This window comes from Stenotrophomonas sp. YAU14A_MKIMI4_1, assembly GCF_003086855.1.
Lineage (GTDB): Bacteria > Pseudomonadota > Gammaproteobacteria > Xanthomonadales > Xanthomonadaceae > Stenotrophomonas.
Window position 1 is genome coordinate 1,891,114 of sequence record NZ_CP025998.1, and the last position, 21,933, is coordinate 1,913,046.

22 protein-coding genes and 1 tRNA gene are annotated in these 21,933 nt (G+C 66.4%); 10 read left to right on the forward strand and 13 right to left on the reverse strand.

Annotation, left to right across the window (positions count from 1 at the left end; genetic code table 11):
* Positions 1-104: 104 nt before the first annotated feature.
* Positions 105-1,178: an MBL fold metallo-hydrolase gene (locus C1931_RS08735; RefSeq protein ID WP_108756029.1), complete on the reverse strand. Its 1,074-nt coding sequence runs from the start codon at positions 1,176-1,178 to the stop codon at positions 105-107.
* Positions 1,179-1,281: 103 nt separating this feature from the next.
* Here C1931_RS08735 and C1931_RS08740 point away from each other — a divergent pair, with 103 nt between their 5' ends.
* Both C1931_RS08740 and C1931_RS08745 read left to right on the forward strand, forming a co-directional pair.
* Complete coding sequence (locus C1931_RS08740) at positions 1,282-1,893, forward strand: TetR/AcrR family transcriptional regulator (RefSeq protein WP_108756030.1); 612 nt, start codon at positions 1,282-1,284, stop codon at positions 1,891-1,893.
* A gap of 110 nt (positions 1,894-2,003) precedes the next feature.
* The gene (locus C1931_RS08745; RefSeq protein WP_108757705.1) at positions 2,004-3,023 is read left to right on the forward strand and encodes an aminoglycoside phosphotransferase family protein; all 1,020 of its coding nucleotides are present in this window, start codon (positions 2,004-2,006) and stop codon (positions 3,021-3,023) included.
* Positions 3,024-3,176: 153 nt separating this feature from the next.
* Here the strand turns inward: C1931_RS08745 and C1931_RS08750 are convergent, their stop codons facing one another.
* The 7 genes from C1931_RS08750 to C1931_RS08780 all read right to left on the reverse strand — a co-directional run bounded on the left by C1931_RS08750 (position 3,177) and on the right by C1931_RS08780 (position 9,771).
* Positions 3,177-4,040 (reverse strand): DMT family transporter, encoded by an 864-nt coding sequence (locus C1931_RS08750; protein WP_108757706.1) that lies wholly within the window; start codon positions 4,038-4,040, stop codon positions 3,177-3,179.
* Between the two features lie 32 nt (positions 4,041-4,072).
* Positions 4,073-5,122 (reverse strand): UDP-N-acetylmuramate dehydrogenase, encoded by a 1,050-nt coding sequence (gene murB, locus C1931_RS08755; RefSeq protein WP_108756031.1) that lies wholly within the window; start codon positions 5,120-5,122, stop codon positions 4,073-4,075.
* Positions 5,119-6,174 carry a quinone-dependent dihydroorotate dehydrogenase gene (locus C1931_RS08760; protein ID WP_108756032.1) on the reverse strand — a complete coding sequence of 352 codons (1,056 nt, stop codon included), beginning with the start codon at positions 6,172-6,174 and terminating at the stop codon, positions 5,119-5,121. The genes murB and C1931_RS08760 overlap by 4 nt, the downstream gene beginning before the upstream one ends.
* 9 nt (positions 6,175-6,183) lie before the next feature.
* Entirely contained in the window at positions 6,184-6,954 is a 771-nt protein-coding gene (locus C1931_RS08765) for a class I SAM-dependent methyltransferase (protein WP_108756033.1), read from the reverse strand.
* Between the two features lie 5 nt (positions 6,955-6,959).
* Positions 6,960-7,244 carry a DUF4190 domain-containing protein gene (locus C1931_RS08770; protein ID WP_108752923.1) on the reverse strand — a complete coding sequence of 95 codons (285 nt, stop codon included), beginning with the start codon at positions 7,242-7,244 and terminating at the stop codon, positions 6,960-6,962.
* A 155-nt stretch (positions 7,245-7,399) separates the two neighbouring features.
* A complete protein-coding gene (locus C1931_RS08775) occupies positions 7,400-8,239 on the reverse strand; it encodes an SDR family oxidoreductase (RefSeq protein ID WP_108756034.1) in 840 nt (279 codons plus the stop codon).
* Positions 8,239-9,771, reverse strand: a complete 1,533-nt coding sequence (locus tag C1931_RS08780; protein ID WP_108752925.1) for an aldehyde dehydrogenase family protein — start codon at positions 9,769-9,771, stop codon at positions 8,239-8,241. The genes C1931_RS08775 and C1931_RS08780 overlap by 1 nt, the downstream gene beginning before the upstream one ends.
* A 191-nt stretch (positions 9,772-9,962) precedes the next feature.
* Between C1931_RS08780 and C1931_RS08785 the strand changes: the two genes are divergently transcribed.
* Both C1931_RS08785 and C1931_RS08790 read left to right on the forward strand, forming a co-directional pair.
* A tRNA-Arg gene (locus C1931_RS08785) sits at positions 9,963-10,039 on the forward strand.
* 132 nt (positions 10,040-10,171) lie between these two features.
* Positions 10,172-10,321, forward strand: coding sequence for a hypothetical protein (locus tag C1931_RS08790; RefSeq protein WP_234412756.1), 150 nt, complete (start codon positions 10,172-10,174; stop codon positions 10,319-10,321).
* Between the two features lie 206 nt (positions 10,322-10,527).
* Here C1931_RS08790 and C1931_RS20260 read toward each other — a convergent pair whose 3' ends face one another.
* Together C1931_RS20260 and C1931_RS08800 are read right to left on the reverse strand one after the other, a co-directional pair.
* Positions 10,528-10,827, reverse strand: a complete 300-nt coding sequence (locus C1931_RS20260; RefSeq protein ID WP_159093577.1) for a hypothetical protein — start codon at positions 10,825-10,827, stop codon at positions 10,528-10,530.
* 243 nt (positions 10,828-11,070) lie between these two features.
* Positions 11,071-11,358 carry a hypothetical protein gene (locus C1931_RS08800; RefSeq protein WP_108756037.1) on the reverse strand — a complete coding sequence of 96 codons (288 nt, stop codon included), beginning with the start codon at positions 11,356-11,358 and terminating at the stop codon, positions 11,071-11,073.
* A gap of 148 nt (positions 11,359-11,506) precedes the next feature.
* On the opposite strand from C1931_RS08800, the gene C1931_RS20265 reads away from it, so the two are divergent.
* A complete protein-coding gene (locus C1931_RS20265; RefSeq protein ID WP_159093578.1) occupies positions 11,507-11,731 on the forward strand; it encodes a hypothetical protein in 225 nt (74 codons plus the stop codon).
* Positions 11,732-12,727: 996 nt separating this feature from the next.
* On the opposite strand, the gene C1931_RS08825 is transcribed toward C1931_RS20265, so the two are convergent.
* Positions 12,728-13,330 (reverse strand): hypothetical protein, encoded by a 603-nt coding sequence (locus C1931_RS08825; protein WP_159095458.1) that lies wholly within the window; start codon positions 13,328-13,330, stop codon positions 12,728-12,730.
* A 382-nt stretch (positions 13,331-13,712) separates the two neighbouring features.
* Between C1931_RS08825 and C1931_RS08830 the strand changes: the two genes are divergently transcribed.
* Complete coding sequence (locus tag C1931_RS08830) at positions 13,713-14,402, forward strand: MarC family protein (RefSeq protein ID WP_108752928.1); 690 nt, start codon at positions 13,713-13,715, stop codon at positions 14,400-14,402.
* Between the two features lie 224 nt (positions 14,403-14,626).
* Here the strand turns inward: C1931_RS08830 and C1931_RS08835 are convergent, their stop codons facing one another.
* Complete coding sequence (locus tag C1931_RS08835) at positions 14,627-14,986, reverse strand: response regulator (protein WP_108749445.1); 360 nt, start codon at positions 14,984-14,986, stop codon at positions 14,627-14,629.
* Complete coding sequence (locus tag C1931_RS08840) at positions 14,976-16,136, reverse strand: ATP-binding protein (protein ID WP_234412892.1); 1,161 nt, start codon at positions 16,134-16,136, stop codon at positions 14,976-14,978. Before C1931_RS08840 ends, C1931_RS08835 begins: the two co-directional genes overlap by 11 nt.
* Positions 16,137-16,285: 149 nt before the next feature.
* On the opposite strand from C1931_RS08840, the gene C1931_RS08845 reads away from it, so the two are divergent.
* Genes C1931_RS08845 through C1931_RS08860 form a run of 4 tightly spaced genes read left to right on the forward strand, consistent with a single transcriptional unit; the run spans position 16,286 to position 21,925 of the window.
* Positions 16,286-19,396, forward strand: coding sequence for a response regulator (locus tag C1931_RS08845; RefSeq protein ID WP_108756043.1), 3,111 nt, complete (start codon positions 16,286-16,288; stop codon positions 19,394-19,396).
* Positions 19,393-20,217, forward strand: a complete 825-nt coding sequence (locus C1931_RS08850) for a CheR family methyltransferase (protein WP_108752931.1) — start codon at positions 19,393-19,395, stop codon at positions 20,215-20,217. The genes C1931_RS08845 and C1931_RS08850 overlap by 4 nt, the downstream gene beginning before the upstream one ends.
* The gene (locus tag C1931_RS08855) at positions 20,217-20,789 is read left to right on the forward strand and encodes a chemotaxis protein CheB (RefSeq protein WP_108756044.1); all 573 of its coding nucleotides are present in this window, start codon (positions 20,217-20,219) and stop codon (positions 20,787-20,789) included. Before C1931_RS08850 ends, C1931_RS08855 begins: the two co-directional genes overlap by 1 nt.
* Positions 20,786-21,925 carry a hybrid sensor histidine kinase/response regulator gene (locus C1931_RS08860; protein WP_108756045.1) on the forward strand — a complete coding sequence of 380 codons (1,140 nt, stop codon included), beginning with the start codon at positions 20,786-20,788 and terminating at the stop codon, positions 21,923-21,925. The genes C1931_RS08855 and C1931_RS08860 overlap by 4 nt, the downstream gene beginning before the upstream one ends.
* Positions 21,926-21,933: the final 8 nt, after the last annotated feature.

The window sequence follows — 21,933 nt, forward strand, 5'->3', positions numbered from 1 at the left end:
GCGAGCTTGCTCGAGGAGGCGTGCCAACCAAGGTTGGCACCTACCGGGGTGGGGCGGCGGCGGTAGAAGGCGTGCCAACCAAGGTTGGCACCTACCGGCTGGGGTTATCGGGGGGATTCCCACCAGCGGGTGCCGGGCGTGGGGGCCTGCATGTCCAGGGCTTCGCCCATGATCGGGGTGGCGACCGGGACGTTGTGGGCAGCGGCCAGGGCGGTGATGCGTTCGAACGGTTGCTGCCAGTCGTGCAGGGCCAGGTCGAAGGTGCCGTTGTGGATCGGCAGCAGCCACTTGCCGCGCAGATCCAGGTGCGCCTGCAGGGTCTGTTCGGGCTGCATGTGTACGAAGGCCCAGCGTTCGTCGTAGGCGCCGGTTTCGATCATGGTCAGATCGAACGGGCCGTACTTTTCACCAATGGCCTTGAAGCCATCGAAGTAGCCGGTATCGCCGCTGAAGAAAATGCGGAAGTCGTCATCCTGGATGACCCACGACGCCCACAGGCTGCGGTCGCTGTCGCCCAGGCCACGACCGGAAAAATGCTGGCCCGGGGTGGCGGTCAGGCGCAGGCCGCCAGCGGTGGTGCTCTGCCACCAGTCCAGCTGTTCCACCTTGGCTGCATCGATGCCCCAGGCGATCAACTGGTCGCCCACGCCCAGCGGCGCGATGAAGCGCGTGGTCTTGCCAGCCAGCGCCAGCACGGCGGCATGGTCGAGGTGGTCGTAGTGGTTGTGCGACAGGATGACGCCGGCGATGGGCGGCAGTTCGTCGATGCTGATGGGCGGTGCGTGGAAGCGTGCCGGACCCATCCATTGCACCGGCGAGGCGCGTTCGGAGAACACCGGGTCGGTCAGCCAGTACTGGCCGCGCAGCTTCAGCAGCAGGGTGGAATGGCCCAGGCGGAACAGGCTGCGATCGGGCGCGGCGTCCAGCGTGGCGCGGTCCAGCGGCTGCACCGGAATGGGCTGCGTGGGCACGGTGCCCTTGGGCTTGTTGAACAGGAAGGTCCACCAGATTTCCAGGCCGTCGCGCAGGCCCATGGCCGGCTTGGGCACGACGTTGCGGAACTTGCCGTCGCGGTACTGCGGCGAGTCGGGGAAGTCGGGCAGGGACCAGGATTTGCAGAACGTATAAGCGGTCACGGCAAGGGTTCCAAGCAGGAGGACAAGGAGCAGGCGCTTCATCGGGGACGTCCGCTGGGTACACTGCACAGTGTAGTTTCCGATTTCAGGAAAGTACACTGGCCGGTGTAAAATGTCGGCGTCCGTTCAGAATCTCGGTAATCCCATGTCCCGTGCCCCGCAACGCCTGACCGATCGCAAACGCGAAGCCATCGTGCGCGCGGCGGTGGAAGAGTTCCGCGCGGCGGGCTACGAGGCGACCAGCATGGACCGCATCGCGGCGGCGGCCGGCGTTTCCAAGCGCACGGTCTACAACCATTTCCCCAGCAAGGAAGAGTTGTTCGCGCTGATCCTGGAAGAGCTGTGGGAAAGCAGCGTGGCCAGCGTGGACGTTCCCTATCGCGCCGACCAGCCGCTGCAGGCGCAGTTGCTGCAGTTGCTGGCGAAGAAACTGGAGCTGCTGGGCGACCCCAACTTCATCGACCTGGCACGGGTGGCGATGGCCGAGATCATCCATTCGCCCGAACGCGCGCAGGCCATCGTCTGCCGCATGGGCGAAAAAGAGGGCGGGGTGAGCGCGTGGGTGCGCGCTGCGGTGGCCGACGGTCGCTTGCGCGAGGTCGATCCGGAATTCGCGGACCAGCAGTTGCAGGGCCTGGTGAAGGGCTTTGCGTTCTGGCCGCAGGTAACGCTGGGGCAGCCGCCGCTGGCCGCCGCCGAGCGTGCGCGGGTGGCCGAATCGGCCGTGGCGATGTTCCTGGGGCACTACGCGAAGTGACGTGACGCTGCGCTGTTTTGTCGCAGCTGGCCAAAGATGTGACCGGTTTGCCTGCGCGCTGTAAAGCGTGTCTGCGATAGTGGGCGTGCCCTCCACGCAGTCGGGTGTTCATGTCACTTGCAACGGTGCCGCAGATCGGGGAAGTCCTGCAGCAGTCCTATGGCATCACGCCCACGGCGGTGGTGTCGCGCGCGGTAGGCGCCGATGCCCATGCGGCGGTGTACCGCATTGATGCGCGCAATGCGCAGTGGTGGCTGAAGTGCCGCCGTTACCAGGTGAACCCGGCAGTGTGGGACAACCTGCACTGGTTGCGCGGCACGCTGGGCATCAAGGAGATCGTGGCGCCGTGGCCCACGCTGGCCGGTGCCGCGTCGGCACAGCGCTGGGGCCTGCAGTTCACGCTGTTTCCCTATATTGAAGGGCAATCCGGCTTCGAGGCGCCGCTGAGTTCGGCGCAGTGGCAGCAGTTGGGCCGCGTGCTGCGTTGCCTGCACCAGGCGCGCCTGCCGGAAGCGATGGCGAGCGCGCTGCCGCAGGTTGCGCTGGATACCGACGCGCTGCTGACGGTGGGGCAGTGGCTGCAGCAGCCCGGTGCGCTGCCGACGGCCACGGACCGTTGGGGCGAGGCGTTCCTGGCGCTGTGGCAGCAACAGCGTGCGCGCATTGCGCAGCTGCATGCACGCGCAGAGGAACTTCAGCATGGCCTGCAACACCAGCGTGCAGAACTGCGGGTGTGCCATACCGATCTGCATGCCGGCAATCTGTTGATGGATACGGGTGGCCGGCTGCATCTGATCGACTGGGATGGCCTGGCGCTGGCCCCGCGCGAACGCGACCTGATGTTCGTGGGCGGCGCGGTGGGCGGTCGCTGGGGGCGCGAGCGCCCGCAGGGATTCGTGGAAGGCTATGGCGAAGACCTGGGCGATGCGCGATGGATTGCCTGGTACCGGCATGTGCGCGTGCTGCAGGATCTGATCGAGTTCCAGCAGATGTTGTTGGGGGCGCAGGCGCAGGGACGTGCGGTGCAGCAGCGGCGGCAGGCGCTGCATTTCCTGGGCGAGCAGTTTGCGCCGGGGAATGTGGTGGATGCGGCCGAGCGCGCGTACCGGGTGGCGTGCACGGCGGCGTAGAGTCGAGCTTGCTCGACTGCCGGTGTTTGTAGAGTCGAGCTTGCTCGACTGCTTTCAGCGATTCAGTCGAGCGTGGCTCGACTCTACAAAGAGCAGTCGAGCAAGCTCGACTCTACGAAAGGCAGGAGCAAGAGCAGTCGAGCAAGCTCGACTCTACGGGGCAGGCGCGCGGGCGCGGCGGGCCAGTACGGCTTCGCGGTGGGCGATGTAGGCGTTGGCGGCCAGGATGATGCCGGCGCCGATCAGGGTCCAGCGGTCGATGGTTTCGCCAAACAGCAGCCAGCCACACAGGGTCACCAAGGGCAGCTGCAGGAAGCTGATCGGGGTCAGTGCAGACACTTCGCCCAAGCGTAGCGCGCGGGTCCACAGCAGCTGGCCCACGGTGCCCATCACGCCGGTGGCCACCAGCCACACCCAGGCCATGTCGGTGGGCCATACCCACACGAACAGCGCCGGTACCAGCGACAGCGGCACCCAGAACACGTAGGTGTAGAGCACCACCGTATCGGCGCTGTCCACGCGGGTGAGCTGCTTGATCTGGATCGCCACCAGCGAGCTGAGCAGGGCGGCGGCCACGGCCACCAGGCTGCCTGCGGAAAAGCCGGTGGTGCCGGGCCGCACGATCACCAGCACGCCGATGAAGCCGATCACCACCGCCGCCCAGCGGCGCACGCGCACGATCTCGCCCAGCCACAGCACGGCGGCAATGGTGACGAACAGCGGCGTGGAATAGGACAGCGATACCGCCTGCGCCAGCGGCAGGTGGCCCAGCGCCCAGAACGCGCACAGCATCGAGGCCAGGCCGATGGCACTGCGCACGAAGTAGCGCGGCAGCTGCTGGGTCTTCAACGGCGCACGGCCCGGGCGCAGCAGCATGGGTATCAGCGCCAGCAGGCCGAAGGCATTACGGAAGAAGGCGACTTCCTGGGTGGGCACGTAGCGGGTGGCGTAGCGGATCGCCACCGCCATCAGCCCGAACGCCAGGGTGCTGCCCAGCATCAGCAGTGCCGCCCGCAATGGGGCGGCGGCCGGGCCCTGCACGGCGGTGTTCACCACTGGGCGCCGAGCAGGCGCGGTTCCGGTTCAATGGGCACGCCGAATTTTTCCAGCACCGAGGCGGAAATGCGCCGGGCCAGCGCCAGCAGTTCGGCGCCGCTGGCATTGCCGTGGTTCACCAGCACCAGTGCGTGGCTGGCGGCCACGCCGGCATCGCCTTCGCGGAAGCCCTTCCAGCCGCAGGCGTCGATCATCCATGCCGCCGACACCTTGCGCTGGTCCTCGCGCTCGGCCGGGAACACCGGAAGCTCGGGGAAGTGCTGCAGCAGCACCTCGGTCTGTTCCAGCGGCAGCACCGGGTTCTTGAAGAAACTGCCGGCATTGCCCAGCACATCGGGGTCGGGCAGCTTGCGGCGGCGGATGGCGATGACCGCGTTGGCCACGTCCACCGCGCTGGGCAGTTCCACGCCCTGTGCCTGCAGTTCCTCGCGGATGCCGGCGTAATCCATGCGCAGATCGTGCAGCAGCGGCAGCTTCAGTTCGATGGCGGTGATCAGGTAGCGATCGGCCTGCTGCTTGAATACGCTGTCGCGGTAGCCGAAGCCGCACTGTTCGTTGTCCAGCCGCACCCAGGCCTGGTCCTGGCAATCCCAGGCTTCAACGGCCTGGATGAATTCGCCCACCTGCGCGCCGTAGGCACCGATGTTCTGGATCGGCGCGGCACCGGCGGTGCCGGGAATCAGTGCCAGGTTTTCCAGCCCGGACAAGCCATTCTGCAGCGACCACATCACCAGGCCGTGCCAAGGCACACCGGCACCGGCGCGGATGACCGCGTGGTCGGCGCGGTGTTCCAGGAAGCTGATATCGCGGTTGCCGAACACCAGCACGGTGCCGGGCAGGTCGTCGGCGATCAGCACGTTGCTGCCGCTGCCCAGCACCAGCAGCGGGCCGCCGGCAACGCTGGGCAGGGCCAGCACGTCGGGCAGCAGGGCCGGGTCGTGCAGTTCCAGCAGCTGTGCTGCCGTGGCCTGCACATGGAAGGTATTCAGCGCCTGCAGCGGCGCGTTTTCGGTCAGGGTCCAGCGCAAGGGGGCGGTGCTCACAGCGGTGCCACCGCGCCACGGCTGGGCGCCTCGCGGCGGCGACGGATCGCTTCCACGCAGTCGACCACCAGCGCAGGGCCCTTGTAGATCAGGCCGCTGTAGCACTGCACCAGCGACGCACCGGCGGCCATCTTGGCCACCGCATCGGCCCCGGACAGGATGCCGCCCACGCCGACCAGCGGAATGGATTCGGGCAGGCGCGCGCGCAGGCGGCGCAGCACCAGGGTGGACTGGTCCAGCACCGGCGCACCGGACAGGCCGCCAGCCTCGTTGGCCAGCGGATCGCCGGCCACGCGGCTGCGGTCGATGGTGGTGTTGGTGGCGATCACCCCGTCCACCTGCAGCTCGCCCAGCACGCGTGCGGCGGCATCGATGTCGCGCTCGCTCAGGTCCGGTGCCACCTTCACCAGCATCGGCACGCGGCGGCCATGCTGCGCGGCCAGCGCTTCCTGGCGGTCGCGCAGCTGTGCCACCAGCTGGCGCAGCGCGGTTTCTTCCTGCAGCTCGCGCAGCCCGGCGGTGTTGGGCGAAGAGATGTTCACCGTGATGTAGTCGGCCAGCGGATACACCTTGTCCAGGCAGGCGATGTAATCGTCCACGGCCTGTTCGTTGGGGGTGTCCTTGTTCTTGCCGATGTTGATGCCGAGCAGGCCGCGGCGGTCACGCGCGCGTTCCACGTTGCGCACAAGCGCGTCCACGCCGGCATTGTTGAAGCCCATGCGGTTGATGATGGCGCTGTGGGCGGGCAGGCGGAACAGGCGCGGCTTCGGATTGCCTTCCTGCGGGCGCGGGGTGATGGTGCCGATTTCCACGAAGCCAAAACCGAGCGCGAACAGCGCATCGATGTGCTCGCCGTTCTTGTCCAGGCCGGCGGCCAGGCCGACCGGATTGGGGAAGGTCAGCCCGAACACCGTGCTGGGCATCGGCGCGATGCGTGCGGCCAGCAGCGGCGTGGTGCCGGTGCGGTAGGCCAGGTCCAGGGCGGACAGGCCGAGGCCGTGGGCGCGCTCGGCGTCGAGCGAGAACAGGAAGGGGCGGGCAAGCGAATACATGCGGTGGTTTCAGTCCAGCGTGCCGAGGAAGGCTCGGGTTTGATATTCAAAGGCGACCTGGCCGTCCACGGCGTGGGCGGCGAACAGGTCCTGCAGTGCGGCCAGCATGGCATCGTGGCGCGGGTGCCCGGCCTGCGGCGCATACGAGGACGACAGCAGGCGGCCGCGCAGGGCGTCCAGATCCAGGTGCTGCACGTTGGGCAACTGCACCCAGCCACGCAGGCCGGGGCCGAACCAGGCCTGCATGGTGGCATCGTCCTGGTAGCGCTCGGCCACAGCGGTGTAGTCGGTGCCGAAGTCCAGCAGCAGTTGCTCGTAGCCGACCAGGAACGGGCTGGCGTCGAGCAGGCGCGAGTTCCAGTACACCAGGGCCAGGCCGCCGGGGCGCAGGATGCGCTGCCACTCGGCGCGCACGGCCACGGTGTCGAACCAGTGGAATGCCTGGGCGGCAGACACCAGATCCACGCTGGCATCAGCCAGGCCGGTGGCTTCGGCACGGCCATCGACGGCGCGGAACAGCGGGTACTGCGGCGCCAGCCATTGTTCGGCGGCGGCGCGCATGGCGGCATTGGGTTCCACCGCCACCAGAGGATGGCCGGCGGCCAGGAACTGGCGGCTGGAAATGCCGGTGCCGGCGCCGATGTCGGCCACCAGGGCCGCGGTGGGCACGCCCATCGGGCCATGCAGCCAGTCGATCAGGGCGGCGGGGTAGTCGGGCCGGTAGCGCACGTAGTCGGCCACCCGGCTGCTGAAGCGTTCGGTGCTGTCAGAAGCGGTCATGGCGGTCAGTTCGACATGGCGGCCAGCCAGGCCAGGCCGCCGAAGAAAGCGATGAAGGCCAGGATGCCCAGCAGCACCATGCCCACGTTCAACCAGCCCAGGATCAGCCCGGTCAGGGCCAGGCCATCGCCTTCCAGATCGGTGGGGCGGCGGCGGATTTCGGCGCGGGCCATGTGCCCGGTGATGATGGCCACGATGCTGGCCACGAACGGCAGTACGGTCCAGCCTGCAATGCCCAGCACCAGGCTGAGCACGGCCACGGTGCTGGTCTGTCGGGGTGCCACGCTCATCGGGGTCCTCCTTGGCAGTGTGCACATGATAGTGCCTGCGGGTGGCCAAGCCCAAGGGCGGCAGGGAACGCTCTGGTAGGCGTCGACCTTGGTCGACGCGGATCGCCAACCCGGGGCGGGACTGCCAACCAAGTTGGCAGCTACCGGGGCCTAGATCAGCCCATCAACACCTGGCCGCCATCGACGTTGAGCACGTGGCCGGTGATCCAGCGTGCCAGCGGCGAGCACAGGAACAGGGCGGCGTTGGCGATTTCCTGCGGGTGGCCGAAGCGGCCGAACGGGATCTTCGCCAGGGTGCCGTGGTACAGCGCGGGGTCTTCCACGCGGCGGCGATCCCACAGGCCGTCGGCGAATTCGATCGAGCCGGGGGCGATGGCATTTACGCGAATGCGGTGCGGGGCCAGCGCAAGGGCCTGCGAGGTGGTGTAGTGCGAAAGCGCGGCCTTGGCCGCGGCATACGGCGGGCCACCCGGGCGCGGTTGCTGCGCGGCAATGGACGACAGGTTCAGGATGCACGCATCTGTCGAGGCGCGCAGCCACGGTTGGGCCAGTCGCGAGGCACGCACCGCGGCCATCAGGTCGATCTGCAGGCTGGCTGCCCAGCCGTCTTCATCGTCGGCCATGCCGTAGCCGGTGGCGTTGTTCACCAGCACGTCGATGCCGCCCAGTGCCTCGGCGGCGGCGTGCAGCCAGGCGTCGATCTGGTCGAGATCGGCCAGATCGACGGAGGTGGTGTGAAGCGGCGTGCGCTGGGCCTGGGCGTCGGCCTGCAGGGCGTCCAGGCCGGCCTGGCCACGCGCGCAGACCGATACCTGGGCACCGGCGCCGGCAAAGGCCAGCGCCAGTTCACGGCCAATGCCCTTGCTGCCGCCGGCGATCAGCACCCGGCGGCCACTGAAGTCGAGGGTCGGAGCCCCTGCGGGGATCCGACCCTGGGCAGGGGTCAGATCCCCGGAGGGGCTCTGACCCGCAGGCATCGCCAACGCGTTGGCCATCACAGATCGAACTTGATGCCCTGGGCCAGCGGCAGCGAATCGGAGTAGTTGATGGTGTTGGTCTGGCGGCGCATGTAGACCTTCCACGCATCCGAACCGGATTCGCGACCACCGCCGGTGTCCTTCTCGCCACCGAAAGCGCCGCCGATTTCCGCACCGGACGTGCCGATGTTGATGTTGGCGATGCCGCAGTCGCTGCCGGCGGCCGACAGGAACTTCTCGGCAGTCTTCAGATTGGCGGTGAAGATGGACGAGGACAGGCCCTGCGGCACGCCGTTCTGCATGTCGATGGCTTCATCGATGTTGTCGTACGGCATGACATACAGGATGGGCGCGAAGGTTTCGTGCTGCACCACCGCGTCGCTGTTCTTCAGGCCCGACACGATGGCCGGCAGCACGAAGTTGCCAGCGCGGTCGATGCGGGTGCCACCGGTTTCGATGGTGCCGCCGGCGGCCTTGGCCTGGGCGATGGCATCCAGGAACTGCTGCACGGCGCCTTCGCTGTTCAGCGGGCCCATCAGGTTGGCGGCATCGGTCGGGTCGCCGATCTTGCCTTCCACCTGCTTGTAGGCCTTCACCAGCGTGGCCAGCACATCGGCGTAGATCGAGCGGTGCACGATCAGGCGGCGGGTGGTGGTGCAGCGCTGGCCGGCGGTACCGACCGCACCGAACACGATGCCCGGCACGGCCAGCTTCAGATCGGCGGTTTCGTCCAGGATGATGGCGTTGTTGCCGCCCAGTTCCAGCAGGCAGCGGCCGAGGCGGCGGGCCACCTTTTCATTCACGGTGCGGCCGACCTGGGTGGAGCCGGTGAAGCTGATCAGCGGCACGCGGCGGTCGTCCACCAGGGTTTCGGACAGGGCGGTGCCGGCGTCGTTGACCAGGAAGAAGATGTCCGGGAAACCGGCTTCGCGCAGCGCTTCGTTACAGATGCGCATGGAGGCGATGGCGGTCAGCGGGGTCTTGTTGGACGGCTTCCAGATGCAGATATCACCGCAGATGGCGGCCAGGAAGGCGTTCCAGCTCCACACCGCCACCGGGAAGTTGAAGGCCGAGATGATGCCGACCAGGCCCAGCGGGTGGTACTGCTCGTACATGCGGTGGCCGGGGCGCTCGGAATGCATGGTGTAGCCGTACAGCATGCGGCTCTGGCCCACGGCGAAATCGGCGATGTCGATCATCTCCTGCACTTCGCCGTCGCCTTCGGGCTTGCTCTTGCCCATTTCCAGCGCGACCAGCGAACCCAGCGCGTCCTTGTGCTTGCGCAGCGCTTCGCCGCACAGGCGCACGGCCTCGCCACGGCGCGGGGCCGGGGTGGTGCGCCAGACCTTGAAGGCTTCCTGCGCACGGGCGATGACGATTTCGTATTCGGATTCGGTGGTGGCGCGCACCTGCGCGATGGCCTCGCCGGTGGTCGGGTTCACCGGGGTGATCAGCTCACCGCCATTGGCGTTGGACCATTCCCCGTTGCCCAGGTAGGTGCCGGCGTTGATCGCGTCCAGGCCAAGGGATTTGAGCAGCTCGGAAGACATGCAGACTCCTGTATTTCGTTACGTTGTAGGCGCCGCCGCGGGCAGATGGGGGATGCAGCGGACTGAACCGCCGATGGTAGCAGAGCCGCCCGGATGCCCATGGTGCGGCGCGCCAGTGGGCTGGGGGCCGGGCAGGGGAAACATGAATGCTTGGAGGGCAGGGGGCTTGCCTGTAAACTTGACGGCTGCATGGCCCCGTAGCTCAGCTGGATAGAGCGTCCCCCTCCTAAGGGGAAGGTCGCCCGTTCGAATCGGGCCGGGGTCACCACGGATCAACGACGTACGTTCATGGCCGATCATCGTCCAAGTCAGGGGAAGGGGCATGAGGACGGAGGGCTACCGTCGAACGCTGCATGGCGTGATAGATGGCCATCACTTCCAGATAACGGTGACCAGCGAAATGGCTGACCTGTTCAATTTCCTGGCCACTGTTGATGGTGCAGGGGTGAACGTGCCGCAGCAGGGCGCTATTCGCAGCAAAGGTGACGCCATGCAGCTTGCGCTTGCCGCTATCGAGCGACATATCGAGGAGTTGGGTCGGCGAGTGTAAGCCTTGTTACGCGGCCGTTACGGCCCTGCTCATCCCCGTTGACGGGGAAGAAGGAGTCGTCGGGGCCATCCGGCATCGTGCCTGGGATCGGATGACTGGTTGAATGCAGACGCGTCGGCAAGCACCTTGGAAGGCTGCTGCCCGGTCGCAAGGGGGGGCTTTTTGGCACCAAGCCTGTGAAGCCCTCGGCGGCGCTGATCTCCGATCTACGGCCTGTACGGGTCGTCCGGGTCGATGCCGGTCATCCAAAGAAGGCGGTCGCGTCGGACCTGCTCAGCCCATTTTTCCCGAAGTACATCCATGGGAACAACACCCATAGCGCCGCAGGCGGGGCAGATCAGATCTATGCCGGTGGCGCCCCGAGCGAAGCCGTGGCCTTCCGACAGGCGATCCACGTGATCGCAGGCCGAGCATTTGCAGAAGATGGCTTCAATACCATCCAAGTTTGGATTGTTCCGCAATGTTGAGCGGATCCGGATGATACGGAAAGAGCCGAAGGCGGGCATGTGTCTAGCCGGTATGGGGCTGGACACGGGCACGAAGGTCGTCGTACCGGAGAAGAGCCAAGAGTCCGCAGTGTCTCACGTAGGCGTGAACGCATCATAAAGACCGCGCTGGCAGGCTGCGAATCCATGTTATCGAGGCAAGCACGCCGCGCCGGATACCAACGAGGCCGAACGTTGGCCAGAGTGCGGACCTGGGTGAATGTCTTGGAGGGCGAACAGCCCGCCGGCTGTAGCCTTCCGTACCTACAGCGGTGACACCGAGATCAGTTTCCAGCAGCCTTCGGCAATCTCTTCCGCACCAGGATCTCCTCGAAGGCTGGGCCGGTGTTGCAGGCGCTCCCTGAGGTCGAGCAGCCACGCGGGTCTGGAGCCGTGCGGGTTCCTGATGTAGATGTCGCAGGCCAACCGAACAATCGGCGCGACTTCGTGGCGAAAATTGAGCGCAGGGAGCGCGCCGGCATTGAAGGCGAGTTCCCAGTGGCTTAGTTCTCGGCTGATGTCGACATAGTCTTTGTCTCTACGGCTTTCCATGGCAGCTCTCCTTCAGGAGCTTGGACTCTACTCGCTCGGTTGTTGTGCTGTTTGCGCCCTTGTTCATAAAGGGGCTGCCGCTACACGCTGGCCCAACACGCCAAGGAGGACTGTAGATGGGCGGCATTGGGCCGTGCTGGAGTAAATAATGACCAACGTCAAGCAAAGTCAAGGCAGTCGCCCCGCTGAAGGTGGCGAGGTGGAGCGCGCTGCCCAGCAGGGGCAGGGCCAAGCAGATGGTGAAGGACTCGGCGGCGGTTCCGATGGAAAGGAAGGGAAGGATCCCCAGAAGCAGCAGCAAAGCAGCCAGGAAGGTGGGCAACAGGGAGACGTCAAAGATAAACAGGGCGGGCAGCAGAACGCTCGCCATTGAAACGCGGCAAGAAGCCGTACACCACGCGGCTTTCTGCTCATCAGCCGGAAGCAGGAAACATGGCCCTTCACGAGCAGACGGTGAGCCTTATGGCCAAGATCATGTATCAGTCCAGGCCATCCAGTACGACCACAATGGGTTCGTGTAGCACCTGTCGTTGCCCCAGTCCAGGCGGAATGGAGTGTGCGCGCTGCCTCACCGATGAGCTGGGAAGAGTAATTGAGAATCATGGGGCCGCAATTCGTTGGCTTGATTCTTTCCTGAAAGTGCAGCAGGACGAGGCGCAAGTGCTTCTATGCGCCTCCCGTGTCATTCGTGGCCGCCCTGGCTGAGCAGTCGACGGGGTTCAGATACGGGTATGCCGCTCTTCATCAACATCTATGACAGAAATGGACTGGGCCTTCGGCTTCCCGAGGGTTGGTGGATCGACTTGTCCAGCAAGCCTCCGGCGTTGGTGCGGCGATCAACCCGCATCGACTTGCCGATGTCCTGTGCCGATGAGCACCCACGGCTGGATCCGGGCGTCCTGCAGGATCTCTGTCGCCGCATTGAAGGTGCGCAATGGCTGACCTAGAGAAGTACGACCCTGTGAACGTGCGTTGGCTCAGCTTCCGTTTGAAGAACGGTCAGTCAATAGGTCCAGGGAAGCTGAAGGCTATCTGGTCTGATGCTTCTGAGACCAATAATTGCAGCGTGCGCAGGGAGCAGGGTCCGGACGGTCACGTCGTCTACGCGCTGTACGCGTCGCGCGGTCTTCAAATGCCACGGCGTGCAGAGATACGGCTTCGGGGGATGTTGGAGAATGCGGGGTACGCCTTCACGATGGGGGCGATAGCGGGCCGACATCCAGTGGGAGGCTAGCCGCCATCCGGGCCAATGCGATGCTGGCACCGTGGTCGGCGCTGACGGTGACCATGCCAGGGGGATGGGGCGAATGAAGGCGTGGAACAGGGGGAGCCAGCGTGCTTTCAGCATTCCAGCGAGGGGGCGGCTGCGTCACTTACCTTGTGGCGGCAAGGTGAACGGGAAGGTGTGATCGCAGACAACCCCTTGCGCTGCTCTCGGTCGTGGCGACGCAGCTGGCCCGGATTCGGGAGCGAATGCGCGCTGTCTCTGGCAGCGTGCGGATTGCCGTGTGAGCCGTATGATCCGTTCCGCTTGAGTACCGGCCAGACTGGGCAGGACGATCTCGCCGGCCACCGCTGCTCCAATAATCATTGCGAGGGTCAGTTCGGGCGTGGCGGTAATGTTGAGCTGGAACATCAATCCCGCCGATGTGGCACCCACTATGGCGATGAACATCATCCAGACCATTGCTTTGGCGACCACCACCATTGGCTTGTTTGCCAGCAGGCCTGACTTCGATGGGGGCTGTGTGATCTGGATGCGATGCGTCAGATCGATGGCCTGCAGATAGCGGCAGGTCTCTGACGTCTGGCCAGTTACCCAGGCAATGATTTCGTGGGCCCCCAAGCAGAAAACAAAGCCTATGATGTAGCCGGCGACCCAATAGGTGAGGGCGCTGTTGAACGGGAAGAACACTTCAACAAGAGCGGCGACGCAGCACATTAGCGCCACTGCCAACGCCAGCACTGCCAAGGAATTGCGCCATGCCCGTGCGAATGGTTGTGGTGTAGCCTGCCGACTGGGGCTTGCGTTGGGCCGGGCAACGCCGACGTCCCTTCTGCTCAACGTCATCTCAACTCCTTGGTGTCGCGTCGCCTGTCCGTACTCACCCGGTTAGCGGCCGCTGCGCCCGAACCTGAAGCGCCTGACCCGTCTCCACGCCCACTGCACACGGCGTCCAGCACGCTGCGGTCATCCCTTCCACGCAAGGATTTCCGCCATGAATACCCCCGGTACGCCCAAGCCCACCTGGAGACAGCGCCACGGCCTGTGGCTGGTGCTGGTCGTGGTGCTGATCATCTTCGGCGTCACGCTGTTCCTGCGCTGGTAACCGCCCAGCCCCACGGAGGCGCCCGTGCAGTTGCCCACCCTGCTTGTGACCCTGGCCGGTGAACTGATCCTGGTGCCGGTCACCCTGCTGCCGATCATCAATCCGCTCAGCACGGCGTCGATCTTCGTTTCCACGGTGGGCAACCGCCGCGCCATGGCCAAGAAGCTGGCGCGGCAGATTGCGGTGAACAGTTTCGTGGTGATCGTGCTGGCGATGCTGGTCGGCACCTATGTGCTGTCGTTGTTCGGCATTTCCCTGCCGGTGGTGCGTATCGGTGGCGGCTTGCTGGTGGCTGCCGCCGGTTGGCGCATGCTGGGCGCGCGCACTGACGACCCGCCCAGCCCGGCGCAGGAGCAGGCCGAGGCGATTGCCGATGCGCAACTGGAAGGCAAGAGTTTCTTTCCGCTGACGTTCCCGTTGACCACCGGGCCGGGAACCATTGCCGCGTGCATCACCCTGGGCACGCACGTGGAATCGGTGACGCCGCTGCACCTGCTGTCGGGTGTGATCGTGGCGGTGGGTGGGGCGCTGCTTGTGGTGGGCGTGATCTATCTGATCCTGCGCAATTCCATTTTTCTGGTTACGCGGCTGGGCCCGACTGGTGCGGTGGTGATGCAGCAGCTGGTGGCGTTCGTGCTGCTGTGCATTGGCATACAGCTGATGTGGACGGGGTGGGTGGACCTCAATCACGAGACGTTTGCCGGCGCGGCGTAGCGTCGAGCTTGCTCGACGGAGGTTGCCCGGATTGTCGGCCGCACCCCGGAGCCACGCGAGGCGCTTTTGTAGCGTCGAGCTTGCTCGACGGATGGGGCAGGAGCAGTCGAGCAAGCTCGACTCTACGAAAGGCAAGGGGCAGGAGCAGTCGAGCAAGCTCGACTCTACGAAAGGCAAGGGCAGGAGCAGTCGAGCGAGCTCGACTCTACCGGGGCGGTGCGGGATCAGTGCTGCTGCAGCAGTTCCACCAGCTGGCGCAGGCGGTAGGGCTTGGGCAGGAATTCGACCTGGTCGGGCAGCGGCGGCAGCTGCGAGCGCGCGTAGCCGGAGGACAGGATCATGCGCGCGTGCGGCTGGTCGCGGGCCACGTGCTCGCTCAGTTCAATGCCCGACATGCCGTTGGGCATGCTGATATCGCTGAACACCACGTCGAAGCGGGTGCCGCTCTGCAGCAGCGCCACCGCTTCGTGACCGTCGGCGGTGGTTTCCACGTCGATGCCGAAATCGCGCAGGGCCAGACCGATCATCTCGCGCAGATCGGTCTGGTCCTCCACCATCAATACGCGGATCGGGTCATCGGTCATGGGTGGAGTCCTCTATTGCAGGAAGCAGCAGGCTGACCGTCGTGCCAACACCGGGGGTGGTGGCCACGTCGACGAAACCGCCGCTCTGGGTGGTGAAACCGAACACCTGGCTCAGGCCCAGGCCGCTGCCTTTGCCAATGTCCTTGGTGGTGAAGAAGGGCTCGCTGGCGCGCTCGGCGATCTCCGGCGCCATGCCATGGCCCTCGTCGTGGACACGCAGGGTAACGTATGCGCGCTCCACGTGCCCGTCCGCATCGGGGTCCAGGCGCCGTTCCAGCGCGGTGGCCACCCGCACCCGGCCCCCGGGCGGGGTGGCTTCGGCGGCGTTGGCCACCAGGTTGGCCAGCGCGGTTTCCAGCTGCGCCCGGTCCAGGCACACCGGCGGCAGGTCCAGGGTCATCGAGGTGTCCAGGCCGATGCCGGGCGGGCAGCTGCGCTGCAGGGCGTCCAATTGACCGCCGATCAAGGCATTGATGTCCACCCGGTCGCGCACCAGCGTCTGCCCGGAACTGAACGCCAGCAGCTGGCGGGTCAGCCGGGCACCACGGTCGGTGGCCGCCTGGGCGCTGGCCAGCAGCTCCTGCGCGCGTGGGTCCTGGCCGACGCGCAGCGAGACCAGATCGATGGCGTTGCCGATGGTGGTCAGCAGGTTGTTGAATTCATGCGACAAACCGCGGCTGAGCCGGCCCACGGTCTCGAACTGCTGGGTCTGGCGCAGCGCGCGCTGGGCATCGCGCAGCAGGCGCTGCGCCTGCCAGCTTTCGGTGATGTCGCGGGTGATCTTGACGAAGCCCAGCAGCTGGCCCTGTTCGACCACCGGCTCGATCACGATGCTGGCGCGGAACGAAGAACCGTCCTTGCGCAGCCGCCAGCCTTCGCTGGCATGGTGCCCATCGCGCGCAGCGAGCTGCAGCAGGCGCTGCGGTTCACCGGCGTCGCGGTCCTTGGCCAGGTAGAAGCGCCCGAAATGGGTGCCCACCACTTCCTCGGCCAGGAACCCCTTGATGCGCTGCGCGCCCGGGTTCCAGCTGCAGATGATGCCATCGGGATCGAGCAGGTACAGCGCATGGTCATGCACGCTGTCAATCAGCAATCGCAATTGTCGTGAGGGATCCGTCAGTGCGGAATCCGTGAATGCGGCAGCGACCACGTCAATAGAAAAAGCCCCTGTAAGGGCGCAGACCCTAGGCAGCGCAGCGTGAAGGATATGTGCAGGCGCGGCGTGTGCCATTCGTCGTATGCGGCTGAATGCGACACGGGGTATCCTCATCCCCCTTTTGCCGACTGGAAACCACCTGCATGCGTCCTGGTGCAACCACGCGTGACCGCTGGGTCTGGACGGCTTCCGCCGTGCTGCTTGCGGCAACTGCCGCCCTGGAACTGGTGGTGCCGCTGGGCTACGCGGTCTGGCTGGCCTACTTCATGGCCGTGGGCGTGACCGTGTTCCAGCGCAGTGCGCGGGTGCCGTTCATGGTGGCGGTGATCGCCTGCGGGCTGCTGGCCATCGGCTACAACGTGGCGCCGGCCAGCAGCAACTCGGCATTCTCGTTCGTGAACCGCAGTATTGGCGGTGTGGCCTTCCTGATGATCGCGCTGATCGTGTCGCGCGCCATCGAGGCCCGGCGCCAGGCCATGCGCGCGCTGTGGCTGCAGGAAGCCGAGAATGCAGTGGCCCTGAGCCTGCGCGGGGACCTGGGCCCGGAACAGATTGCCGAGGCCGCCATGTCCAGCCTGGCCGTGCAGCTGCAGGCCCAGGTGGGCGCGCTGTACCGCCTTGAAGGCGGCCGCCTGCAGTTGACCGGCGGGGTTGCACTGCCCACCGGCATTGCCAGCGCCGTGGGGCTGCAGGAAGGCCTGCTCGGCCAGGTGGCCCGCGATGGCCGGGTGCTGCACCTCAGTGGTGGCGATGCGCAGGCGCTGGAGCTGCAGTCCAGCCTGGGCCGCATTGCCGTGCGCGAGCGCATCCTGGCGCCGATCAGCAGCGATGGCAGCCTGGTGGGCGTGATCGAACTGGGCCGCGCCAGCCCGGGCCAGCAGGCCGCGCTGGATACCGAGCTGCTGCAGCGCTGTGGCGAAACCATCGGCATGGCACTGCGCGCCTCGCTGCTGCGTGCACAGCTGGTGGTGCTGCTGGAGGAATCGCAGCGCCAGGGCGAGGAACTGCAGGCGCAGCAGGAAGAACTGCGCGTGGCCAACGAAGAGCTGGAAGAGCAGAGCCGCAGCCTGATGCAGTCGCAGGGCCACCTGGAGCAGCAGCAGGCCGAGCTGGAACAGAGCAACGTGCAGCTGGAAGAGCGCACCCACGAACTGGAAGCGCAGAAGCAGGCGCTGCTGGTCGCGCAGGGGCAGCTGGTGCGCAACAGCAACGAGCTGGCCGCCACTTCGCGCTACAAGTCCGAATTCCTGGCCAACATGTCGCACGAGCTGCGCACGCCGCTGAACAGCTCGCTGATCCTGGCCAAGCTGCTGGCCGACAACAAGGACGGCACGCTGACCGAGGAGCAGGTGAAGTACGCGCGCGCCATCCTGTCGTCCAACAACGATCTGCTGGCGCTGATCAACGACATCCTGGATCTGTCGCGCATCGAAGCCGGCCATGTCGAACTGGCCGACGAAGTGGTGGTGGTGGACAGCGTGCTGCAGCGCCTGCGCGAAACCTTCGAACCGATGGCGCGGCAGAAGGGCCTGGCCCTGCAGATCGAAGCCGATGCGCTGGCACCGACCCAGCTGGTGGCCGACAGCCAGCGCCTGCAGCAGATCCTGAAGAATCTGCTGGCCAATGCGCTGAAGTTCACCGAGCACGGCAAGGTCAGCCTGCATGTGCGCGCCGGCGGCAATGGCCGGGTGCGTTTCGAAGTGGCCGACAGTGGCATCGGCATTGCCCGCGACCAGCTGCAGGCCATCTTCGAGGCCTTCCGCCAGGCCGATGGCAGCACCCGCCGCCGCTACGGTGGCACCGGCCTGGGCCTGTCGATCTCGCGAGACCTGGCCGAACGCATGGGCGGCGATATCCAGGTGGACAGCGAACCCGGGCGCGGCAGCTGCTTCATCCTGGAGCTGCCGCTGCAGGGCGCCCCGGCCGTGGCCGAATCGGTACCGCACGCGCCGGCTGAAGTTGCCCCCATTGCTGCAGCGCCGGCCGCGGTGCAGGCGCCCGCGCCGCAGCTGGGGGTTGCCCATGGCGCTGCCGCGCCGGTGCGCACCGTGGCCGATGATCGTGGCCACCGCCGCCATGGCGGCCGCCTGATCCTGGCCGTGGAAGACGATGCCACCTTCGCCGAAGCGCTGGTGGTGCTGGCCCACGAACTGGACTTCGACTGCGTGGTGGCCACCACGGCCGAAGAAGCGCTGGCACTGGCCGTCGAGCTGCGCCCCAATGGCATCCTGCTGGACATCGGCCTGCCCGATGTATCCGGGCTGAGCGTGCTGGAACGACTGAAGCGCAACCCCGATACCCGCCATATTCCGGTGCACGTCGTGTCGGCGATGGATCGCAGCCAGGTAGCGCGCGAGCTGGGCGCGATCGGGTTTGCGATCAAGCCGACCACCCGCGAACGCCTGGTGGCCGCCATCGAGCAGCTGGAACAGACCAGCCAGCGCGATGTGCGCCGCCTGCTGATCGTGGAAGACGACAGCGACCTGCGCCACAACCTGGAACTGCTGCTGGGCCGGGACCAGCTGCAGATTGTGGCCGTGGGCACCCAGGCCGAGGCGCTGCAGCAGCTGAGCACGGTCACCTTCGATTGCATGGTGATGGACCTGGCCCTGCCCGACGGCAGCGGCTACGACCTGCTGGAACACATGGCCGGCAACGATGACGTCGGCTTCCCGCCGGTGATCGTCTACACCGGCCGCGCGCTCAGCCGCGAAGACGAGCAGCGCCTGCGCCGCTATTCCAAGAGCATCATCATCAAGGGCGCGCGTTCGCCCGAGCGCCTGCTGGATGAAGTGACCCTGTTCCTGCACAGCGTGGAAGCCAGCCTGCCCAGCGACCAGCAGCGCCTGCTGCGCGAGGCACGCCGCCGCGACACCGTGCTGGACGGGCGCACCGTGCTGCTGGCCGAAGACGATGTGCGCAACATCTTCGCCCTGTCCAGCGTGCTGGAACCGCTGGGCGTGAGCCTGGAAATCGCGCGCAACGGCCAGGAAGCGGTGGACCGCCTGGCCCAGCGCGAGGTCGATCTGGTGCTGATGGACATCATGATGCCGGAGAAGGATGGGCTGACCGCCATGCGCGAGATCCGCGCGCAGCGGCATCTGCAGGACCTGCCGATCATTGCGCTGACCGCCAAGGCCATGCCCGATGACCGCGAGCGCTGCCTGCAGGCCGGTGCGAATGATTACATCGCCAAGCCCATCGACGTGGACAAGCTGGTGTCGCTGTGCCGTGTGTGGTGCTCGCGGCAATGAACGAACAGGCGCTGTTCGACCTGGAACTGAAGGTGCTGCTGGAAGCGTTGTACCAGCGCTACCACTACGACTTCCGCAGCTACGCCATCTCGTCGCTGCGGCGGCGGGTGCGCCAGGCCATGCAGCGCTATGAGTGCGAGCGCCTGGTGGACCTGCAGCACCGCCTGCTGCACGAGCCGGAGCTGTTCGCCCAGGCCATGCAGTTCTTCACCGTGCAGGTCTCGGAAATGTTCCGTGACCCGGCCTATTTCCGCGAACTGCGCGAGCAGGTGGTGCCGGTGCTGCGCACCTGGCCGTCGGTGAAGCTGTGGGTGGCCGGCTGCAGCACGGGCGAGGAAGTGTGGTCGCTGGCGATCCTGCTGCACGAGGAAGGCCTGCTCGATCGCAGCATCGTCTACGCCACCGATATCAACCCGGAGGCACTGGCCACCGCCGAGGCCGGTGCCTATGGCATCGACCGCCTGGCGCAGTTCAGTCGCAATTACCTGGCCGCCGGTGGCACCGGTTCACTGTCTGATTACTACGCCACCGCCTACGATGGCGCGGTGTTTGATCGCCAGCTGCGCCGCAACGTGGTGTTTGCCGACCACAGTCTGGCCACCGACACGGTGTTTTCCGAAGTGCATCTGGTGTCCTGCCGCAACGTGCTGATCTATTTCAACCGCGATCTGCAGGACCGTGCGGTCGGGCTGTTCCGCGAAGCGCTGGTGCACCGGGGCTTCCTGGGCCTGGGCAGCAAGGAATCACTGCAGTTTGGCATCCACCATGGCGCGTTCGAAGTCTGCTCGCGCGAGCACCGCCTGTACCGGAAGGTGGCCTGATGGCCGAGCCGCGTCCGGCGCTGGTGGTGGTGGGCGCTTCGGCGGGTGGCGTGGCAGCGTTGCAGCAGCTGCTGGGCGCGCTGCCGGCCAGCCTGCCGGTGCCGGTGCTGGTGGTGCTGCATCTGCCGCGTGACCGCAGCAGCCGCATTGCCGAAGTGCTGGCGCCGTACTGCGTGGTGGCCCTGCGCGAGGCCGAGGACAAGCAGCCGCTGCAGCCGGGTACGGTGACCTTCGCGCCGCCGGACTACCACCTGCTGGTGGAAGACACCCAGGCGGTGGCGCTGTCGATGGATGAGCCGGTGCTGTTTTCGCGGCCGGCCATCGATCCGCTGTTCGAATCCGCCGCGGCGGTGTTCGGTGCGGGTGTGCTGGCGGTACTGCTGACCGGGGCCAGCAGTGATGGCAGCGAAGGCGTGGCCGCAGTGCGCAGTGCCGGTGGCCGCGCCTGGCTGCAATGCCCCGAGGAGGCCGAAGCATCGATGATGCCGGCCTCCGCCCTGCAGCACGCCGGCGCTGACGCCGTGCTGTCCCTTGAAACATTGTGCTGTCGCCTGAAGGAAGTTTTCGCATGAACCTGCTGCCGCCTGAGCCTGCCCCGACGCAGTCCCCGGTCAACCTGCTGATCGTCGATGACGTGCCGCAGAACCTGGTGGCCATGCAGGCGCTGCTGCGCCGCGACGGGGTGAACCTGCTGCTGGCCGGTTCCGGCGCCCAGGCGCTGGAGCTGCTGCTGGAGCATGAAGTGGCGCTGGCGCTGCTGGATGTGCACATGCCCGAGATCGACGGCTTCACCCTGGCCGAGCTGATGCGCGGTTCGCAGCGCAGCCGCGATGTGCCGATCATCTTCCTGACCGCCTCGCCCGACGACCCGGTGCGCGCGTTCAAGGGCTATGAAAGCGGCGCGGTGGATTTCCTGCACAAGCCTGTGGCGCCGCAGGTGATCCTGAGCAAGGTGAGCGTGTTCATCGAGCTCTACCAGCAACGCCAGTTGCTGAAGGCCCGCAACGAGGCGCTGGAGCGGGCGCTGAAGCTCAACGAGACCATGGCCGCGGTGTTGACCCACGACCTGCGCACGCCGTTGTCGGCCATCCTGCTGTGCGCCGACAAGCTGAGCCTGGAGCTGCCGGCCGACAACGCGTCGGCGCAGCAGACGCTCAAGCACCTGGAGGCCAGTACGGTGCGCATGGCGCGCATGGTGGAACAGCTGCTGGACTTCTCGCGCATCCGCACCGGTGGCCTGCGCATGGATGCGGCGGCGTGTGACCTGGCCGAGGTGACCCGTGCCGTGCTGGCCGAGGCCGGCAGCGCGCATGGCAGCGCCCGGCTGCAGTTCGAACAGGATGGCGACAGCGGCCTGCAGGGCGACCTGGATCGGCTGGGCCAGATCGCCGCGAACCTGGTCGGCAATGCGTTGACCCATGGCGGTGATTCGGCGGTGCAGGTGCAGGTCGATGGCCGCGATGCACATACGGTCACCCTGCGTGTGCGCAATGCCGGCCAGATCGATGCGGCGCTGCTGCCGCGACTGTTCGAACCGTTCAAGGCCAGCTTCCACCCCAGCAAGGGCCTGGGGCTGGGCTTGTACATCGCCGACCAGTTCGTGCGCGCGCATCACGGGCGATTGACCGCACGCAACGAGGCGGGGCAGGTGGTGTTCGAAGCGATTCTGCCGCGTCGCGTGGATGGACGCGCCATCGCCGCTTCCTGAATTCTTCA

Bases quoted from the DNA above. Each gene is read 5' to 3' on its own strand.
- C1931_RS08770 (WP_108752923.1), bottom strand. From the start codon at position 7,244: ATGAGCGTGGCACCCCGACAGACCAGCACCGTGGCCGTGCTCAGCCTG.
- C1931_RS08845 (WP_108756043.1), top strand. From the start codon at position 16,286: ATGCGTCCTGGTGCAACCACGCGTGACCGCTGGGTCTGGACGGCTTCC.
- C1931_RS08800 (WP_108756037.1), bottom strand. From the start codon at position 11,358: ATGGAAAGCCGTAGAGACAAAGACTATGTCGACATCAGCCGAGAACTA.
- C1931_RS20260 (WP_159093577.1), bottom strand. From the start codon at position 10,827: ATGCCCGCCTTCGGCTCTTTCCGTATCATCCGGATCCGCTCAACATTG.
- C1931_RS08850 (WP_108752931.1), top strand. From the start codon at position 19,393: ATGAACGAACAGGCGCTGTTCGACCTGGAACTGAAGGTGCTGCTGGAA.
- C1931_RS08790 (WP_234412756.1), top strand. From the start codon at position 10,172: ATGGCTGACCTGTTCAATTTCCTGGCCACTGTTGATGGTGCAGGGGTG.
- C1931_RS08745 (WP_108757705.1), top strand. From the start codon at position 2,004: ATGTCACTTGCAACGGTGCCGCAGATCGGGGAAGTCCTGCAGCAGTCC.
- C1931_RS08740 (WP_108756030.1), top strand. From the start codon at position 1,282: ATGTCCCGTGCCCCGCAACGCCTGACCGATCGCAAACGCGAAGCCATC.
- C1931_RS08855 (WP_108756044.1), top strand. From the start codon at position 20,217: ATGGCCGAGCCGCGTCCGGCGCTGGTGGTGGTGGGCGCTTCGGCGGGT.
- C1931_RS20265 (WP_159093578.1), top strand. From the start codon at position 11,507: ATGACCAACGTCAAGCAAAGTCAAGGCAGTCGCCCCGCTGAAGGTGGC.
- C1931_RS08765 (WP_108756033.1), bottom strand. From the start codon at position 6,954: ATGACCGCTTCTGACAGCACCGAACGCTTCAGCAGCCGGGTGGCCGAC.
- C1931_RS08735 (WP_108756029.1), bottom strand. From the start codon at position 1,178: ATGAAGCGCCTGCTCCTTGTCCTCCTGCTTGGAACCCTTGCCGTGACC.
- C1931_RS08835 (WP_108749445.1), bottom strand. From the start codon at position 14,986: ATGACCGATGACCCGATCCGCGTATTGATGGTGGAGGACCAGACCGAT.
- C1931_RS08860 (WP_108756045.1), top strand. From the start codon at position 20,786: ATGAACCTGCTGCCGCCTGAGCCTGCCCCGACGCAGTCCCCGGTCAAC.
- C1931_RS08780 (WP_108752925.1), bottom strand. From the start codon at position 9,771: ATGTCTTCCGAGCTGCTCAAATCCCTTGGCCTGGACGCGATCAACGCC.
- C1931_RS08775 (WP_108756034.1), bottom strand. From the start codon at position 8,239: ATGGCCAACGCGTTGGCGATGCCTGCGGGTCAGAGCCCCTCCGGGGAT.
- C1931_RS08760 (WP_108756032.1), bottom strand. From the start codon at position 6,174: ATGTATTCGCTTGCCCGCCCCTTCCTGTTCTCGCTCGACGCCGAGCGC.